17 protein-coding genes are annotated in these 16,440 nt (G+C 71.3%); 4 read left to right on the forward strand and 13 right to left on the reverse strand.

The annotated features are described in order from the left end of the window. Positions 1-29 precede the first annotated feature (29 nt). Positions 30-995 (forward strand): stage II sporulation protein M, encoded by a 966-nt coding sequence (locus tag MX659_RS07345; protein ID WP_267192825.1) that lies wholly within the window; start codon positions 30-32, stop codon positions 993-995. Here MX659_RS07345 and MX659_RS07350 read toward each other — a convergent pair. Genes MX659_RS07350 through panB form a run of 13 tightly spaced genes read right to left on the reverse strand, consistent with a single transcriptional unit; the run spans position 992 to position 13,554 of the window. Beyond that, entirely contained in the window at positions 992-2,335 is a 1,344-nt protein-coding gene (locus tag MX659_RS07350) for a DUF58 domain-containing protein (protein WP_267192826.1), read from the reverse strand. The two genes, MX659_RS07345 and MX659_RS07350, sit on opposite strands and share 4 nt — an antisense overlap. After that, positions 2,332-3,291 carry an AAA family ATPase gene (locus MX659_RS07355; RefSeq protein ID WP_267192827.1) on the reverse strand — a complete coding sequence of 320 codons (960 nt, stop codon included), beginning with the start codon at positions 3,289-3,291 and terminating at the stop codon, positions 2,332-2,334. Before MX659_RS07355 ends, MX659_RS07350 begins: the two co-directional genes overlap by 4 nt. After that, positions 3,292-4,401, reverse strand: coding sequence for a DUF4350 domain-containing protein (locus MX659_RS07360; RefSeq protein WP_267192828.1), 1,110 nt, complete (start codon positions 4,399-4,401; stop codon positions 3,292-3,294). Next, on the reverse strand, positions 4,398-5,381 hold the full coding sequence (locus tag MX659_RS07365) for a DUF4129 domain-containing protein (protein WP_267192829.1): 984 nt from the start codon (positions 5,379-5,381) through the stop codon (positions 4,398-4,400). Before MX659_RS07365 ends, MX659_RS07360 begins: the two co-directional genes overlap by 4 nt. Beyond that, the gene (locus tag MX659_RS07370) at positions 5,378-6,238 is read right to left on the reverse strand and encodes a hypothetical protein (RefSeq protein WP_267192830.1); all 861 of its coding nucleotides are present in this window, start codon (positions 6,236-6,238) and stop codon (positions 5,378-5,380) included. Before MX659_RS07370 ends, MX659_RS07365 begins: the two co-directional genes overlap by 4 nt. Next, positions 6,235-7,203 (reverse strand): biotin--[acetyl-CoA-carboxylase] ligase, encoded by a 969-nt coding sequence (locus MX659_RS07375; RefSeq protein WP_267192831.1) that lies wholly within the window; start codon positions 7,201-7,203, stop codon positions 6,235-6,237. Before MX659_RS07375 ends, MX659_RS07370 begins: the two co-directional genes overlap by 4 nt. After that, entirely contained in the window at positions 7,184-7,870 is a 687-nt protein-coding gene (locus tag MX659_RS07380; RefSeq protein WP_267192832.1) for a DedA family protein, read from the reverse strand. Before MX659_RS07380 ends, MX659_RS07375 begins: the two co-directional genes overlap by 20 nt. After that, positions 7,867-8,319: a hypothetical protein gene (locus tag MX659_RS07385; protein WP_267192833.1), complete on the reverse strand. Its 453-nt coding sequence runs from the start codon at positions 8,317-8,319 to the stop codon at positions 7,867-7,869. The genes MX659_RS07380 and MX659_RS07385 overlap by 4 nt, the downstream gene beginning before the upstream one ends. A 32-nt stretch (positions 8,320-8,351) precedes the next feature. Beyond that, positions 8,352-9,263: a carboxylating nicotinate-nucleotide diphosphorylase gene (gene nadC / locus MX659_RS07390; RefSeq protein ID WP_267192834.1), complete on the reverse strand. Its 912-nt coding sequence runs from the start codon at positions 9,261-9,263 to the stop codon at positions 8,352-8,354. Then, on the reverse strand, positions 9,260-10,924 hold the full coding sequence (gene nadB, locus MX659_RS07395; protein ID WP_267192835.1) for an L-aspartate oxidase: 1,665 nt from the start codon (positions 10,922-10,924) through the stop codon (positions 9,260-9,262). Before nadB ends, nadC begins: the two co-directional genes overlap by 4 nt. Beyond that, on the reverse strand, positions 10,921-11,844 hold the full coding sequence (gene nadA / locus MX659_RS07400) for a quinolinate synthase NadA (RefSeq protein ID WP_267192836.1): 924 nt from the start codon (positions 11,842-11,844) through the stop codon (positions 10,921-10,923). Before nadA ends, nadB begins: the two co-directional genes overlap by 4 nt. Positions 11,845-11,865: 21 nt before the next feature. After that, positions 11,866-12,711: a pantoate--beta-alanine ligase gene (gene panC, locus MX659_RS07405; protein ID WP_267192837.1), complete on the reverse strand. Its 846-nt coding sequence runs from the start codon at positions 12,709-12,711 to the stop codon at positions 11,866-11,868. A gap of 6 nt (positions 12,712-12,717) precedes the next feature. Then, a complete protein-coding gene (gene panB / locus MX659_RS07410) occupies positions 12,718-13,554 on the reverse strand; it encodes a 3-methyl-2-oxobutanoate hydroxymethyltransferase (RefSeq protein ID WP_407674476.1) in 837 nt (278 codons plus the stop codon). A gap of 243 nt (positions 13,555-13,797) precedes the next feature. Between panB and MX659_RS07415 the strand changes: the two genes are divergently transcribed. From MX659_RS07415 to thiF, 3 genes are read left to right on the forward strand one after another with little or no spacing between them, the layout of a single operon-like run. Next, positions 13,798-15,588 (forward strand): aldehyde ferredoxin oxidoreductase family protein, encoded by a 1,791-nt coding sequence (locus MX659_RS07415; protein WP_267192838.1) that lies wholly within the window; start codon positions 13,798-13,800, stop codon positions 15,586-15,588. 9 nt (positions 15,589-15,597) lie between these two features. Next, positions 15,598-15,834: a MoaD/ThiS family protein gene (locus MX659_RS07420; protein ID WP_267192839.1), complete on the forward strand. Its 237-nt coding sequence runs from the start codon at positions 15,598-15,600 to the stop codon at positions 15,832-15,834. 5 nt (positions 15,835-15,839) lie between these two features. Further along, complete coding sequence (gene thiF, locus MX659_RS07425) at positions 15,840-16,439, forward strand: sulfur carrier protein ThiS adenylyltransferase ThiF (RefSeq protein WP_267192840.1); 600 nt, start codon at positions 15,840-15,842, stop codon at positions 16,437-16,439. Position 16,440 lies beyond the last annotated feature (1 nt).

Consider the following 16,440-nt stretch of genomic DNA (forward strand, 5'->3'; position numbering starts at 1 on the left):
AGGCGCGTTGTCTGACATGGAGGAGCGGCGTGGAGGAGCGCGAGTTCGTCGAGGGGTCGCGCGCGGCGTGGCAGCGGCTCGCCGAGCTGACCGAGCGAGCGCACGTCCGCGGGGTGGACGCCCTCGATGCGGCCACTCTCAAGCGCATGCACGAGGACTACCGCCGTGCGGCCGCCGATCTCGCGTACGCGCAGACGCACTTCGCGGGCTCGCAGTCGGAGCGCGCGCTGAACGCTCTCGTCTCGCAGGCGCACGGCGTGCTGTACGGCAGGAGCCAAGGGCGTCTTTCGCAGGCGGTGCGGTTCATGGCGGTGGGCTACCCGCGCCTGGTCCGCGAGCACTGGCGCACCGTCGCGCTGTCCGCGCTCCTGCTGTTCGGCTCGGGCGTGCTCGGAGCGATCATCGCGGCCGTCGACCCGGCGCTCGCGCGGACGCTGCTGCCACAGATGCTCCGCGACGTGCTCGGCGAGAAGGAGTGGTCGGCCCCTTCGGACGGGTTCGCGACGATGGCGCCGCTCGTGTCGGCCGCGATCACCACCAACAACATCCAGGTCTCGCTGTACGCGTTCGCGGGCGGTATCACGTTCGGCGCGCTCACCGCCTACGCGCTCGTGCAGAACGGGCTCATGCTGGGCATCCTCACCGGAGCCATCGGAACGGGCAGGCACGCGCTCGAATTCTGGTCGCTCATCGTCCCGCACGGCGCGCTGGAGCTGCCCGCGATCGTGCTTGCGGGCGCGTCTGGGCTCACGCTCGCACGCGCGCTCGTCGCGCCGGGCGACCTGCCGCGCGCCGACGCCCTACGAGCCGCGTCACAGCCGGCCGTCCTGCTCGTCCTCGGCGCGGTGCCGCTGCTTCTCGTGGCGGGCGCGATCGAGGGGTTCTTGACGCCGGCGCGGCTCGACCCGGCGGCGAAAGTGGCGTTCGGCGGAGCGATGGCGTTCCTTCTCGGGGTCTACGTGCTGCTGCCGGGGCGGGAGCGGCGAGCCCGCTAGAGCTGGCCGCGCGCCTTGACCTCCAAGAAGCGGTTGACCGCGGCCACCGAGAGGTCCTCGGGGTCCACGTCGAGAACGAGCGCGCCGCGTGACGCGAGCGTGCGCAGCGCCTCGGCCTTGTCGCGCAGCAGGTCCTCGGCGACGGCAGCGGCGAAGGCGTCCTCCGCGGTCGAGATCTCCGCTTTCGCCCGGCTCTCGAGCGCGCGGTTGCGCTGCGTGGCCACGAGCGCAAGATGCCGTGGCGCAAGCCCCGCCAGGACGCCGATAAGCCGCCTGGACGGCTCCGCTCCCGCGACGTCGGTGAACAGCACGATGAGCGAGCGCCGAGAGAGGTTCCGCGCCAGGTAGCGGAGCGCGCGCTCGTAGTCGGGCTCCTCCACGCGGGCACGCACGTCGTAGAGCGCTTCAAGGAGCACCCCGAGATGCCGGCGCCCCTTGCGCGGCGGTACGAACACTTCGACGTCGCGCCCGAAGACGAGCAGTCCCACGTGGTCGCCCATCTCGAGCCCGAGGTACGAGAGCAGGAGCGCCGCGTTCACGGCCCGGTCGAGCTTCGTGAGCGCGCCCGCGTTCGCGGCCATCAGGCGCCCGGCGTCGACGGCGATGACGAGCGTCTGGCTGCGCTCGGGCTCATACTGGCGCACCATGGGACGCCCTCGCCGGGCGGTGGCCTTCCAGTCGATGTCGCGGTACGGATCGCCCGGCTGGTACTCGCGGAGCGACTCGAACTCCGTGCCCGACCCGGCCAGCCGTGCCGCTCGGACGCCGATCTCGTGGAGCTTCCCACGGCGAGCGAGAAGCGCGTACCCGCGCACCGCGGTGATGTCGGGGTACACCGAGCACGGCTGCGCGCACGGAGCCGACTCCTGGCGGAACACGAGCCCGAGCGGCCCGAGCAGCCGCACGCCGACGTCGCCGAACGAGAACGCCCCACGCGACGGCGGCGTGAAGGCGAAGGCCGCCTCGGCCTCGCCGTACGGCGGCACCTCCAGCGGACCAGCGAGGCGCTCGCCGGCGAACCCCGGCGGCGGCGTCTCACGCACGAGCATCCGCGCGGAGCGATCGCTTGCGTTGCGCACCACGAGGGTGACGGGGTTCGCTACGCCGATCGACAGGCGTTCAGGCATCGTGCGCTCGACAGCGATGGCGCCGCGCGGCGGAAGCGAGCGCGCGTCGAAGACCGCGGCGGCCACGCAGCACGCCACGACGACGACGGCCGCGATCCACGCTCCGCGCCCCGGGACGAGCAGCGGCGCGCCGGCGAGCAGCACGAATGCGACAGCCGCGCGCTTCGTCGGCAGCGGGACGGCGCCGAACGTCTGTGCGAGGCGCGCGATCATCGTGGAACGGGCACGCTTCCGAGGACGTCTGCGATGACGCTGTCGGGCTCGGTGCCCTCGATCTCGACTTCAGGTCGAAGCAGGATGCGGTGCCGGAGGCCCGGGAGCGCCGCTGCCTTCACGTCGTCCGGCGTCACGAAGCCGCGGCCCGCCATCAGCGCGCGCGCTTTGGCCGCCACGAGCACGCTCACGCCCGCGCGGGGGCTCGCGCCCAGCAACACCGCCGGGTGTTCGCGGGTGGCGCGCACGATCGCGCTCACGTAGTCGAGGACGCCGTCGTCGACCACCACCGCGTCGAGCTCCGCGCGCGCGGCGAGCACGTCGGCACCCGTCGCGACCGCCCTGAGCCCGAGCGTCGTGAAGTCCGGCATCTCCATGCCTCCTGAGTGGCGAGCTAGGATCGCGCGCTCGTCGTCGGCCGAGGGGTACGAGACCACGACCTTCTGCGCGAAGCGATCGAGCTGGGCCTCGGGGAGCGGGTACGTCCCCTCGTACTCGACAGGGTTCTGCGTGGCCACCACGAGGAAGGGCGACGGCAGCGCGTGCGCGACGCCATCGATCGTCACCGATTGCTCTTGCATCGCCTCGAGAAGCGCCGCCTGGGTCTTCGGGGGCGTTCGGTTGATCTCGTCGGCGAGCACGAGGTTCGCGAAGACGGGGCCCTGCCGCAGGTAGAACTCCTGGCGCTTTGAGTCGAAGACGTTCGTGCCGACGACGTCCGCCGGCATCATGTCCGGCGAGAACTGGATGCGCTTGAACGACACGTCGATCGCGTGCGCCACGGCGCGGGCGATGAGCGTCTTGGCCGTTCCCGGCACGCCTTCGATGAGCACGTGGCCGCCGGTGATCAGCCCGACGAGCAAGGCGTCGACCACGTCGGTCTGTCCCACCACCGCTTTCGCGACCTCGTCGCGCACCGCCTGCGCGAGCTGTACGACCTTCGTCGCCTCTGCCATCTATCGCTCGACCTCCCGTCGTGCCGCAACCACGAGCCGCGCTGCTTCGCGGAACTCGTCTTCCGGTATCGTATCGCGCCCGAGCGCCTCGTCCGCCCTGGCGAGCGCTTCTGCCGCGGCCGGGTGACGCCGCAACCCCGCGGCCGGCGAGCCGTACCGCCTCGCGAGCGCTCGCGCAAGCCCGTCGCGCAGCGTCGCGAGCGCCTCTCTGTGCGCACCCGCGCGCCGGTAGAGCCCGGCGAGCGAATCGATGTACGCGAGCGTGCGCGCTCGCTTCTCCTCGGGCGCGGGCACCGGCGGCCCGGTGCGGCGCGAGGCGCTCAAGAGCAGCAGCCCGACACCCAGCGCGGCGAGCACGAACGCCGCCTGGCCTGACGGACCGAGCCGCTGGAATGCGCTCCCGCCGCGCGCGAAGCCTTGGTGGTACTCGTCGAACCACACGGGTTGCGATGCAGCGAAGATGCGGAGCGCGACGCGGGCGTTGTCGGCTTCCGCGATGTGCTCGTTTGCAAGCGCGTCGGCGTCGGCGAGCCACACCACCTCGCCTCGGTCGACGGCGGCCGCTACCAGCACCGCCCCCGCATCGTCGCCCGCCACGACGACCCACCGCGGATCGTCGGCGAGCACGCGGCCTGTCTGCACCGAGACGCGATCGACGCCCTCGGCAAGCGGCGTGCGCACGCGCGGCGCGATCTCCGCGGCCTCCCCGCGCACCAGGACGGCCGTCAGCCCGAGGCTCTCGACCACCCGGCCGCCCGAGCTGCCTGCAAGCACGACGGTGCCGCCGCTTCGGACCCATTCGGCGAGCGAGGCCAGCTGCTCGTCGGTGAACTCCACCTGCAGCGGCGCGTCGCCAACGATCGCGATGCACCCGGACGGCGGCAGCTCGTCGAACTGCTGCAGCAGGCGCACATCGACGCCCGACTCGTCCAGGTAGCGGTACAAGACGCGCAGCCCTTGCGGTGCGGAGCTGAAGACGCTCGGCACGGGGATCGTCTCGCTCGCGCGGCTGAACGCAGCGGAGACCGCGAGCGCGTACAGCGCGATGACGGCCGCGGTCACGCCGAGCGCGATGGCAAGCACGGGGTCGACCGAGACGCGCCGCTTCATCTGGACGCGCCCCCGCCCGCAGCCGCGGCCTGCATCTCGAGGAAGGCCTGCCTCGCGCGCTCGTACCCATCGCGTCCAGGGTCCTGGTGCCCGTACCACGCCGGCTCGAACGCTGCCGCCAGCGCGGCGAGCGGCCGGTGGGCCGCCGGCGCGTGCTCGGCCACGTCGCGCAGGATCTCGGCGGTCGTGCGCGTCTTGGCCGCCGGGATCGCGCCGTGCTCGACGAGCGCGCGGGCGGCACCGCCGAACAGCGCGCGCACCGCCTCCCGGAACCGCCCCGAGGCCGCCTCGGCGTCGGCGAACGCGAGCGCGTCGTTCGGCAGGTCGCGGGCGGCGTCGACGACGGGCTCGCCGGCAAGCGCGCTCGCAGCGTCCCGCCTGCGCCGTCTGCCACGACCGCCGCCTCGAAGCGAGCTCAAGACGCGCCACACCAGCCACGCCGCCACGAGTGCGCTCACTGCGAGCGCCACGTAGTACGCGGCCTCGAAGCCGGTGGACGCCGCCTTCGAACCGAACACCCTCGACATGACGCGCTCAAGCCACGAAAGCAGCCGCTTCTGCAGCCTCTGCAGGAACTCCTGCGCCGCACCGCCCTGCTCGATGCCTTCCTCGGCCAAGATGCGCTTGATACGCGCAGGATCGTCGCGCACCGGAGCCGCACCGCGCTCCAACGCCACGAGCGTGCGCACGTGGGCGGCCAGGTCGTCGCGCGCCTGCGCCCGCTCCGAGCCGCTGCGCGCCTCCCGGAGCCGTTGGACGAGCGCGAGCGCATCTTCGTCGCCGCTGTCTTGAAGCGCCGGCTCGACCTCGTCCGCGAGGCGCTGCGCGGACTGCGCGTCATACGCGCGCGACGACGCGAGGGCGTCGGCGGCCTGACGCAACGACGCCGCCGGAGCCGCGGCGCACGGCCGTGCCGCTGCGGCAAGAGCAAGCACCGCAGCGAGCGCGACGACAGCGAGCGATGCTCCGGCGCGTCTCATGCCGTGCGCGCTGCGATCTCGCGCGCTCTGACGATGAGGTCCATGCCTTCCGAGCGCGCACGGAGGTCCGTATACAGGTGCGCGAGGGCGAGCGGCATGATCGGAGCGACGAGCGTCATCGCGACGGCGAGCACGAGCCCTTCGGCGATCTTCCACACGAGCGAGGTCTGCTGGAAGACCGCGTCGGGGTTCTGCACCGCCACCACGATCTGCCGCACGATGAGCGGGGAGGCGATCGCGCCCTCGAACAGCCCCATGAGCACCGAGAGGATCACGAGGTACCCGAGCACCCGCCAGAAGTGAGGCTTCGTGAGCCCGTACGACCGTTGGATCGCCTGCACGGTGTTGGCGTTCTCCAGCACGGCGATCACCGCAGCCAGCGACAGCAGCGTCCACACGACGATGCCGCCAGCGAACAGCACCACGAAGCTCGCGACGGCGGCCAGCGACGCCAGCAGGCTCACGAGGTACCCCGTGAGCAGGTACCATCCGTACCGTGGCAGGCCCCCTTTGAGGAACGCCGCCCGGTCGCTCACGCGTCCGTACAGCATCTGCGGGAACGCCGCGAGAATCGCCGAGTCGAGGTATGCGCGGCCGAAGAACATGAGCTGCGCGCCCGCGACCATTGCCGCGTAGCCCGCGAACATGCCGAACGACGGAGCAGCCGTCGGGTCGGTCCCGATGAGCGTCTCCTCGACGAACCCGCGCAAGAAGAAGTCCTGCCCGACGCCCACGAGCAGCGCCATCGGGAACACGAACAGCGAAGCGGCGATGAGGATCGGCCCCGCGTTCGCCCGATAGGTCGCGATCGCGTCGTCGATGAGCGTCCCTGCGTTGCGCGGCGAGAACCGGTTCACCGCTCGCCTCCTGTCGGTGCCAGCGTGACCTCTCCTGCAACCACCGGCACGGGACCTTCGGCCGTGCGCACCAGCAGCCTGCCCATCCCGTCCACGCCCATCGCTTCGCCGTGCGCCACGGTCCCGCCTGCGAGGTCACGCACCGTGACCTCCCGCCCCGGAAGCAGGTGCCGACGCTCGTACTGCTCGACGAGCCCTGCGAAGCCCGCGCGGACGAACTCTCGGTACGCCTGCGCTATGCCATCGAGCGCGATCGCCGCCACCTCGGCCGGCCGCATCGGAGCGACCTCGTCGAGAGAGGCGGCCTCGGGCGCGAGCTCGGGCGTCCGGCGCACGTTGATGCCGCACCCCGCGACCACCCACTGGACGCGGTCGGCCTCGGCCGCCATCTCGAGCAGCACGCCGCCCAGCTTCCGCCAGCCGAGGTACACGTCGTTCGGCCACTTCAGCATCACCGGCGCGCCTGCGGCCTCGAGCGCGGCCGCGATGCCGAGCGAGCACACGAGCGCGAGCGGCGGCGCATCGGCAGGCGCGACCGGCGGGCGAAGCAGCGCCGAGAAGTAGGCGCCCCCTCTCGGTGAGATCCACTGGCGCCCGAGCCGGCCGCGACCTGCGGTCTGCTCCGCGGCCACCACCACGGCGCCTTCGGGGGCGCCGTCCCGCGCGAGGCGCTTGCAGTCGTCGTTGGTGGAAGCGGTGACGACCCCGCCGTCGAAGCGGTTCCAGAACGGGTCGGTGACGAGCCGCTCGACCTCCGGGGGGACCGTCTCTTCAGGCAGTGCGACGAGGCGGTAGCCCCTTCGGTTCGCCGACTCGACGCGGTAGCCGCACTCGCGCAGCCCCTGGACCTGCTTGGCGACCGCCGTCCGACTGACGCCGATCCGGCGCGCGATGCTCTCGCCGGACACGAACGCGCCGTTCGCGGCGGCAAGGGCGGCGGCCACCTCAGCCCTGCGGCTCCGCATCCTTGGCAGCCTCCTTTTCGGCCTCTTTCGCCAACGCCTCGACCTTCGCCCGCAGGTAGCGCCTGCGGCCCACCCACAGCGCTGCGAGCATCCCGAGGAGCAGGACAAGACCTGCCCAGGTGATGTTGCGCGCGATGGCCAGCGCCTTGTCGAAATTCTCGCCGAACACCCGCCCGAGCACCACCATGAGCGTCGTGTACGCGAGCGCGCCCGCAAGCGTGTACGCCTCGAACAGCGCGATCCGCATCCGAGACGCTCCGGCGATGACCGGCACGAAGTTCTTGAAGACCGCGGCGAACCGAGCGATGAGCACGGTCTTCGGCCCGTGCCGCTCGAAGTACTCCTCGGCCGCGAGGATGCGCTCCGCGTCAACGAGGCGGCCGCCGTAGCGCTCCAGCGCCTGCCGGCCGCCCTTGCGACCGAAGAAGTACGAGATGTTCGAACCGGTGACGGTGCCGATGATCGAGCACGCGAAGACGATCCTGACGTCGAGGTGGCCCTTCACCGTCAAGAACCCGGCCGCCATGACGATGGTCTCGCCCGGCGTGAACGATCCGATGACGAACAGGTTCTCGAGGATCGTGAACAGCACGACGAGGAGGTAGCCCCATCCATCGAGCAAGGAGAGCACCCAGTCGAGCGCAGCGATGCCGGTGTGCGGCGTCACGCAGGACCTCCCGTCGCTCCGTCGTGGGCGAGCCAGCGCTGCCAGTCGGCCTCGCGGGGGAACATCGTGGCGCACCCGAGGAGCGCGAACCCGAGGGTCAGGTACAGGTCGAGGACCGATCGCGTCATCGGCACGAGGACCGCGCCGACGATGCTCGGCGCAACGGCCGCCCACACGAGGTCGCGCGAGAGTCGCTGCGCGCTCGCAAGCGCCGCCTCCTCGTGTTCGGCCGCCTCGACCGCGCGGGTCTTGAGCGCGCGGCCGAACACCACGGCGCCCGCGGCCAGCGCAAGCAGCATCGAGCGGAACCCCGCCGGCGGCGCCGGCCACGCAGGGAGCGTCGCGATCGCCGTCTGCCCCCACGCGACCGACACGAACGGCACCGCGAGCACGACGACGTTCCGCTTGAACCAGCGGAGGTACTCGGCTCGGACACGCTGCGCGTCCACGGATCACCTGCCTCGTCGCGCAAGGTCGGGCGTCACGACTCGTCCAGTCCGTAGTCTACCGGCAAAGCGAGCGTGATGCGGCTCGTCGAGACGCGGTCGACGCCGATGCTGGCGAGGACCTCGAGCCGCTCGATGGTGACACCGCCCGACACCTCGACTTCCACGGCGCGCCCCACGCACGCGCTCGCGTCCCGCACAGCAGCGACGGCAGCGGCCACTGCGGCGTCGTCCATGTTGTCGAGCATGACGACGTCGGCTCCCGCTTCGACGGCGACGACAGCGTCATGCGCACGCTCAACCTCGACCTCGACTGGAAGGTCCGGCCGGGCCGCACGCGCGCGGCGGACCGCCTCGGCCACGCTGCCTGCCCGCGCCACGTGGTTGTCCTTGATGAGCACCATGTCCCACAGCCCGGCACGGTGGTTGTGCGCGCCGCCAACGGCCACGGCGTGCTTGCTCAACGCGCGCAGACCGGGGACGGTCTTGCGGGTGTCGTAGACCCGGAGCGCCTCGCCTGCCGCGCGCTGCCAGCGCCTGGCCTCGGTGGCGATCCCCGAGAGCACCATGAGGAAGTCGAGCGCGGTCCGCTCCGCCGCGAGCACGACGCGAGCAGGGCCCTCGACCCGCAAGACGGCCGTGCCCGCCTCGACCTCCTCGCCTTCCGCGCGAAGTGCCTCGATGCGCACGGCTGCAGGCTCGCCCGCCGCTTCAGCGAGAAGCTCGAACGTGCGCGTGGCGGCGACCGTCCCGCACACCACGCAGCGGCGCCGGGCGACAGCGACGCCCGCAAAGCGCTCGGTTCCCAAGAACAGCGCGGAGGTCGTGACGTCGCGCTCGAGAAGCTCAGGACCTGCCTGGAGCAGCGCGTCGGGCTCCACGCCGAGGTCTTCTGCGAGTGCCCGGACGACGGCCTCGTCCACGTCGCGGGCCTGAAGCGCGCTCATCGCTCCCCCTGTTCGCCGCGTGCCACCGCGATCCGCACCGGCTCGGCCTCGCCTCGGCGCCACGCGAGCCGATGCCGCCACCGCTCGTCGTCGCGCGCCGGGAAGTCCGCTCGGTAGTGCGTGCCACGGCTCTCGGTGCGCGTGCGAGCGGCGCACGCGATGAGCGCCGCGACGGTCACGAGGTTGCGCGATTCCATCGCGGCGGCGTCGAGCGCCGGCCCGCCGAGGGTGGACGCGAGCCGCGCGAGCTCGTCACACGCCGCTGCCAGCCCTTCTTCCGAGCGGGTCACGCCCACCCGCTCGCTCATGAGCCGTTGCACGCGCCCACGCACGAGCGCAGTCCCGCAGGCCGTGTCCCCGTCCACCGCGCCGACGATGCGCAAGGGCGACGGACGCGGGCGCTCCTTCTCCAGCACGCGCGCGATACGGCGGCTGAACACGAGCCCTTCAAGCAACGAGTTGCTCGCGAGACGGTTCGCGCCGTGCAAGCCGGTCGCCGCCGCCTCGCCGGATGCGAACAGCCCTGGAAGCGAGCTCCGCCCGTCACGGTCGGTGAGCACGCCGCCTACCATGTAGTGCGCGGCAGGCGCCACAGGCACGAGGTCGCGCGCAAGGTCGAAGCCCGCTTCTCGGCACGCTCGCCAGATGGTCGGGAACCGCTGCTTGAGGAACTCCTTGCCGAGGTGCCGGGCGTCCAACCACACGTTCGGACGCCCGCAGCGGGCCATCACGCGCTCGATCTCGCGGCTCACCACGTCGCGCGGCGCAAGCTCGGCGAGCGGGTGCGCGTCGAGCATGAAGCGCCGCTCGTCGCAGTCGAGCAGGTACGCCCCTTCGCCGCGCAGCGCCTCGGTGATAAGGAACTTCGGGTTGGCGCCGGAGTCGAGCGCTGTCGGGTGGAACTGCACGAACTCCAGGTCTGCCACGAGCGCGCCAGCACGCCACGCGGCCGCCACACCATCGCCGGTCGCCACCTCCGGGTTGGTGGTGACGCGGTAGATCTGCCCGCAGCCGCCGGTCGCGAGCACGGTCGCGCCCGCCCAGACCACCACGGGCTCGCGTGCCCCGCGCTCGAGCACGAGCGCACCGACGCAGCGTCCTCCTTCGGTGAGGAGGTCCACCAGGAAGGCCTCCTCGAGGATCTCGATGCCCGCGTGCGAGCGCGCGACCGCGGTGAGCGTGTCTTGCACCTCCGCGCCGGTGGCGTCCCCTGAATGCAGCACGCGGGGCAGGCTGTGCCCGCCCTCGCGCGCAAGCGCGATGCTGCCGTCGGCTGCGCGATCGAACGCCACGCCGAGCGTCTCGAGCTCCGCGAGCGCTTCGGGCGCCTCGCTCACCACGGCACGCACCACGTCGGGGTCGCACAGACCTTGCCCGACGACGAGCGTGTCCGCGATGTGGAGCTCGACGGAGTCCGCCTCGCCGACCGCGCCGGCGATGCCGCCCTGCGCGTACCACGTATTCGTCTCCGACAGCCGCGCCTTCGTCACCAGCAGGACCTTCGAGAAGGCAGCCGCGTGGAGCGCCGCTACGAGCCCCGCGATGCCGCTGCCCACGACGAGCACGTCGCACCGCCGCTCAGGCAGCGCCTGTGTGTCGAACGGCAGGAGGTACCGCCGGTCGAGCGGCCCGAGGTCGAGCGCGGCGTCCACATCACTCACCCGATCGCGACCATGCGCTCGACGGCAGCGGCCGCACGGGCGCGGACGTCCTCGGCCACCTCGATCCTGCCGGACATCGCCTGCAGGCAGTCGCGCACCTTCATAAGCGTCGTCAGCTTCATGTTCGGGCAGAGCATCGGGGGGCACACGCCGAAGAAGCGCTTCTCAGGCGCAGCCTTCGCGAGCCCGTGCATGAGCCCCTCCTCGGTGACGACCACGAACTCCTCAGCAGGCGAGACCGCCACGTGCCGGAGCATCCCAGAGGTCGAGAGCACCGCGTCTGCGAGCGCGACCACCTCGGGCCTGCACTCAGGGTGCACGAGCACCTCCGCGTCCGGGTGCTCCCGGGCCGCCTCCGCGACCGCCTCGGCCGACACGTGGTCGTGCGTCGGGCAGTAGCCGTCCCAGGCGATGACCTCGACCTCGGAGACCTGCGTCGCCACCCACGCGGCGAGGTTGCGGTCGGGCGCGAAAAGCACGCGCGGGACGCCGAGCGAGCGAACGACCTCGGGCGCGTTCGCCGAGGTGCAGCACACGTCGGAGACGGCCTTCACCTCCGCAGACGAGTTCACGTAGGTGACGAGCGGCACGCCTGGGTGCTGCGCCTTGAATGCCGCCGCCTGCTCGGCCGTGATCATGTCCGCCATCGGGCAGCCTGCCGCCGGCTCCGGCATCAGCACCGTCTTGGACGGCGAGAGGATCTTCGCTGTCTCGGCCATGAAGTGCACGCCCGCGAACACGATGACGCTCGCGTCCGTGGCGGCCGCTTGCCTCGAGAGCCCGAGCGAGTCCCCGACGAAGTCAGCGACGTCTTGCACCTCGGCACGCTGGTAGTTGTGCGCGAGGATGACCGCGCCGCGCTCCGCCGCCAGCCGCCGCACCTCTTCGGCGAGCACGCCTGCGTCACGCTGCCCCGTCACGCCCTCCCCTTCCTTCCTCCGTCACGCGGACGGCATCGCCATGTTGTCGATAAGCCGCGTCGCCCCCACGCGCGCAGCGATGATCGCGCGCGCGCCTCCAGCGCCAGCGGCGCGCACCAGCGTGTGCGGATCGATGAGCGCGGCGTAGTCCAAAGACGCAAGCGGCTCGGCTTCGACCGTGTCGCGCATCGCCTGCTCCACGTACTCGACGCTCGTCTCGCCGCCGCACACGAGCGTCTCCGCTTCTCGCAGAGCGCGATAGAGCACCGTCGCCGCTGCGCGCTCCTCGGCAGAGAGATACGCGTTGCGGCTCGACATCGCAAGCCCGTCGTACTCCCGGACGATCGGGCAGCCGACGACTTTCACCGGGAAGTCGAGGTCGGCGACCATGCGCTTCACGATCACGAGCTGCTGGTAGTCCTTCTCGCCGAAGAACGCGAGGTCCGGCGCGACGAGCGCGAACAGCTTGGCGACGATCGTGCACACGCCGCGGAAGTGCCCCGGACGGGACGCGCCTTCCCACACGTCGCCGAGCGGTCCCGGGTCGACCGTCACCTGCGCGTCGGGCGCGTACATCGCCTCCGTGCCCGGCGTGAACGCCGCGTCCACGCCCTCAGCGGAAAGCAGCGCAAGGTCGCGCGCAAGGTCGCGCGGGTACGCTTCGAAGTCCTCGCTCGGGCCGAACTGCGTCGGGTTCACGAAGATCGAGACCACCACCAGATCAGCGCGGGCCTGCGCCGCACGAACCAGCGACAGGTGCCCCTCGTGCAGCGCGCCCATCGTCGGGACGAGCGCGACGCGCTTGCCCTCCCGCCGCGCCTCCAGCACGAGCTGCCGGATCTCCTCTTTCGAGACCGCCTGCTCCATCGTCGATCACTCCTCGCCAGCGCGCCGCGGGCCTGCAAGCGGCAGCACCGTCTCGAGCTCCGCCACCACCGGCTCGCTCGCGTGCGTCGCATTCTCGTCGCCCGGGAACGCGCCTTCCCGCACCTCGCGCACGTAGGCGGCCACGGCATCGGCAAGCACCTGCTCCGCGTCCGCGTACCGCTTCGCGTGGCGCGGCGTGAAGGTCGAGAGCCCCACGAGGTCGTGGAACACCTGGACCTGTCCGTCGCACGACGGCCCGGCGCCGATCCCGATCGTCGGGATCTCGAGCTCCTCGGTGACGATGGCCGCGACTTCGGCAGGGACGAGCTCGAGCACCACTGCGAACGCGCCTGCGGTTTCGAGCGCGAGCGCGTCTTCGACGAGCGCGATGGCCTCGCCCGCCTCCTTCGCACGCACGCGGTAGCCGCCGAACACGTTCACCGACTGCGGCGTGAGTCCGAGGTGTCCCATCACGGGGATGCCTGCAGCAACCATCCGCTCCACGAGCGGCGCGACGCTCCGCCCGCCTTCCAGCTTCACGGCCGCCGCGCCCGCTTCGGCGAGCAGGCGCACGGCGTTCGCGACGGCATCGTCGGGAGACGCCTGGTACGACCCGAAGGGCATGTCGGCGACCACGAGCGGCCGCGAGACGCTGCGCACCACAGCAGCGGTGTGCCGCAGCATGTCGTCCAAGGTGACTGGCAGAGTGCTTCCGTACCCGAGCACCGTCATGCCGAGCGAATCGCCGACGAGCACGGCGTCGGCCCCGGCGGCCTCGGCGATTCGCGCAGAGGGAGCATCGTAGGCCGTCACCATCACGATGGGGTCGCCCGAGCGCTTCATCTCGCCGAACGTGGCGACGGTCACGCGCTCCGGGCTCGTTCGAGCACTCACAGCACCGCTCCTTTCCGGCAGTCCCGGCCCGGCAGACCCAGGTCCAGGCAGCCTCTTCAGGTGGCGTTCCAGTATAGCACCCGCGAATCGGTGAACGGCTGGCCTCCAGACTGCATAGAGATGGCGCTTTGGGGCATAGACATTGTTTGGACACGCGCACAAGGGGTGCGCTGCGGACGCGAGGAGGCGCCTATGAAGAAGATCGTGCGCATCGACATGTCCGACCTGAGCGTGAAGACCGAGCCGCTGCCCGAGAAGTGGGCGCGATACGGCGGCCGCGCTCTGACGGACGCGATCGTGTTCTCCGAGGTCCCGCCATCGGCAGACCCGCTGGGCCCGGAGAACAAGCTCGTCTTCGCTCCGGGCATCCTCGGCGGCACGACCGCCCCGAACGGCGGCCGCCTCTCTGCCGGTGCGAAGAGCCCTCTCACGGGCGGCATCAAAGAGTCGAACTCTGGCGGCCAGGCCGCGCACGCGCTCGCCAAGCTCGGCATCGCGGCGCTCGTCATCGAAGGCGCCCCCGCAGACAAGGACGCGCGGTACCTCATCAAGATCGCGCCGGACGGATCGGTCGAGATCAAGCGCGTGGACGAGTGGGCCGGCGCAGGCAACTACGCGGTGGCTGACGGCATCAAGCAGACGATGGGCGACGTGAAGCGGTACGCCACCATCTCCATCGGACCTGCCGGTGAGATGGGCATGAAGATGGCCGGCATCGCCGTGAGCGACCCTGACGGGTATCCGAACCGGTTCCTGGGCCGCGGCGGCCTGGGCGCGGTCATGGGCTCCAAGGGCGTCAAGGCCATCGTGCTCGTCGACGAAGGGCTTCCCACCATCGAACACGCCGACCGGGACGCATTCAACGCGGCGGTCAAGAAGTTCGCGGCGGCGTTGCGCGAGCACGCTGTCACGGGCCAGGGGCTCCCGACGTACGGCACGAACGTTCTCGCGAACATCATCAACGAGGCGGGCGGCTATCCCACCCGCAACTTCTCGAGCGGCCGGTTCGAGCTCGTCGAGAACATCTCCGGCGAGCGCCAGCGCGAGGTCACGCTGGAGCGTGGCGGCAACGTCAAGCACGGCTGCCACACCGGATGCGTCATCCAGTGCTCGCGCTACTGGGTGGACAAGGACGGCACGTACATCACCAAGGGCCCCGAGTACGAGAGCATGTGGTCGCTCGGCGCTGACTGCGGCATCGGTGACATCGACGACGTGGCAGCGCTCGACCGCGCGTGCGGCGACATCGGCATCGACACGATCGAGACCGGCGTCATGCTCGGCGTGTACATGGACTCCGGCCGGCTGGCGTTCGGCGACGGCAAGGGCGCGCTGCGCCTGCTCGAGGAAGAGGTGCGCAAGGGCACCGATCTCGGCCGGGTCCTGGGCGACGGCGCGGAGGCCACGGGCACCGCGTTCGGCGTCAAGCGCATCCCTGTCGTCAAGCACCAGGGTCTGCCGGCGTACGACCCGCGCCCGATCCAGGGCATCGGCGTGACCTACGCCACCTCCCCGATGGGAGCGGACCACACGGCCGGCTACTCCATCACGGCGAACGTGCTGAACGTCGGCGGCACCGTCGATCCGCTCAAGCCGGACGGGCAGGCGGAGCTCTCCAAGGGCCTGCAGATCGCCACCGGCATGCTCGACTCGATGGGGCTGTGCATCTTCGTGGCGTTCGCGGTCCTCGACATCCCCGAGGCGTTCGACGCCATCTTCGAGATGGCCACGGCGCACACGGGCCAGACGTGGGACGCCGACGCGCTCATGGAGCTCGGCAAGGAGACGCTTGCGATGGAGCGCCTGTATAACGAGGCCGTGGGCTTCAAGCCGGAGGACGACCGCCTGCCGCGGTTCTTCTACGAGGAGAAGCTCCCTCCGCACGACGCCGTGTTCTCGGTGTCGGACGCAGACCTCGACTCCGTCTTCGACTTCGTGCCGGAGACGGCCGCGAAGATGGGCATCTCGAAGCCGGGTGCGTGAGGCTGCGCTGTGCGCATCGAGCTCGCACTCTTCGCATCGCTGAGGCGCTTCCTGCCGACAGGCGAAGCGGGGCACGAGCGGACGATCGACCTGCCCGACGGGACCACCGTCGGGCAGGTCATCGCCACGCTCGGGCTGCCTGACGAGCCTCGCGTCGTGTTCGTGAACGGCAGGCACGCGCCGGACGACTTCGTGCTGCACGACGGCGACCGGCTCGCGGTGTTCCCTCCCGTCGCAGGCGGGTGATCCCGATGCCGTCTCCCGAGCAGCAGGCCATCGCCGACAGGCTCGGTCGCGCGTGCGTCGGCATCATCGGCCTCGGAGGGCTCGGCTCGAACGTGGCCTGGATGCTCGTGCGCGCAGGCGTCGGCGCGCTCGTGCTCGCCGACCCCGACGCCGTCGACGCGAGCAACCTCGACCGCCAGTTCTACTTCCTGGACCAGGTGGGGGCTCCGAAGACCGAGGCGCTCGCCGCCAACCTCCTGCGCATCCGGCCAGATGTGCTCCTCGAGACCCACCGCATGCGCGTGAGGCGTGAGGACATCCCGGCGCTGTTCGGGCGCTGCGACGTGGTGGTCGAAGCAGTCGACGCGGCCGCGGAAAAGGCGGCGATCATCGAGGGCTGCTGCGACGCGCTCCCGAAAACGCCCCTCGTCGCCGCCTCCGGCATCGCGGGCGCAGGCTCGGCGAACCGCATCGTCACACAGCGCTTGAGCGAGACGGTGTGGCTGTGCGGAGACACCGAGACGCCCGCTGACGGTCACGCGCTCGTGGCAAGCCGGGTCGCAGCAGCGGCCGCGCACGAGGCGCACATGGTCGTGCGCATCCTGCTCGGCGAGACAGAGCCGTAAG

It is taken from the genome of Parvivirga hydrogeniphila (assembly GCF_023371205.1).
Lineage (GTDB): Bacteria > Actinomycetota > Coriobacteriia > Anaerosomatales > Anaerosomataceae > Parvivirga > Parvivirga hydrogeniphila.

What these genes read in the sequence shown, in the direction of transcription:
- panC (WP_267192837.1), bottom strand. Translation starts at nt 12,711, where the DNA reads ATGGAGCAGGCGGTCTCGAAAGAGGAGATCCGGCAGCTCGTGCTGGAG.
- MX659_RS07350 (WP_267192826.1), bottom strand. Translation starts at nt 2,335, where the DNA reads ATGATCGCGCGCCTCGCACAGACGTTCGGCGCCGTCCCGCTGCCGACG.
- nadC (WP_267192834.1), bottom strand. Translation starts at nt 9,263, where the DNA reads ATGAGCGCGCTTCAGGCCCGCGACGTGGACGAGGCCGTCGTCCGGGCA.
- MX659_RS07375 (WP_267192831.1), bottom strand. Translation starts at nt 7,203, where the DNA reads ATGCGGAGCCGCAGGGCTGAGGTGGCCGCCGCCCTTGCCGCCGCGAAC.
- MX659_RS07360 (WP_267192828.1), bottom strand. Translation starts at nt 4,401, where the DNA reads ATGAAGCGGCGCGTCTCGGTCGACCCCGTGCTTGCCATCGCGCTCGGC.
- panB (WP_407674476.1), bottom strand. Translation starts at nt 13,554, where the DNA reads ATGAAGCGCTCGGGCGACCCCATCGTGATGGTGACGGCCTACGATGCT.
- MX659_RS07415 (WP_267192838.1), top strand. Translation starts at nt 13,798, where the DNA reads ATGAAGAAGATCGTGCGCATCGACATGTCCGACCTGAGCGTGAAGACC.
- thiF (WP_267192840.1), top strand. Translation starts at nt 15,840, where the DNA reads ATGCCGTCTCCCGAGCAGCAGGCCATCGCCGACAGGCTCGGTCGCGCG.
- MX659_RS07365 (WP_267192829.1), bottom strand. Translation starts at nt 5,381, where the DNA reads ATGAGACGCGCCGGAGCATCGCTCGCTGTCGTCGCGCTCGCTGCGGTG.
- MX659_RS07355 (WP_267192827.1), bottom strand. Translation starts at nt 3,291, where the DNA reads ATGGCAGAGGCGACGAAGGTCGTACAGCTCGCGCAGGCGGTGCGCGAC.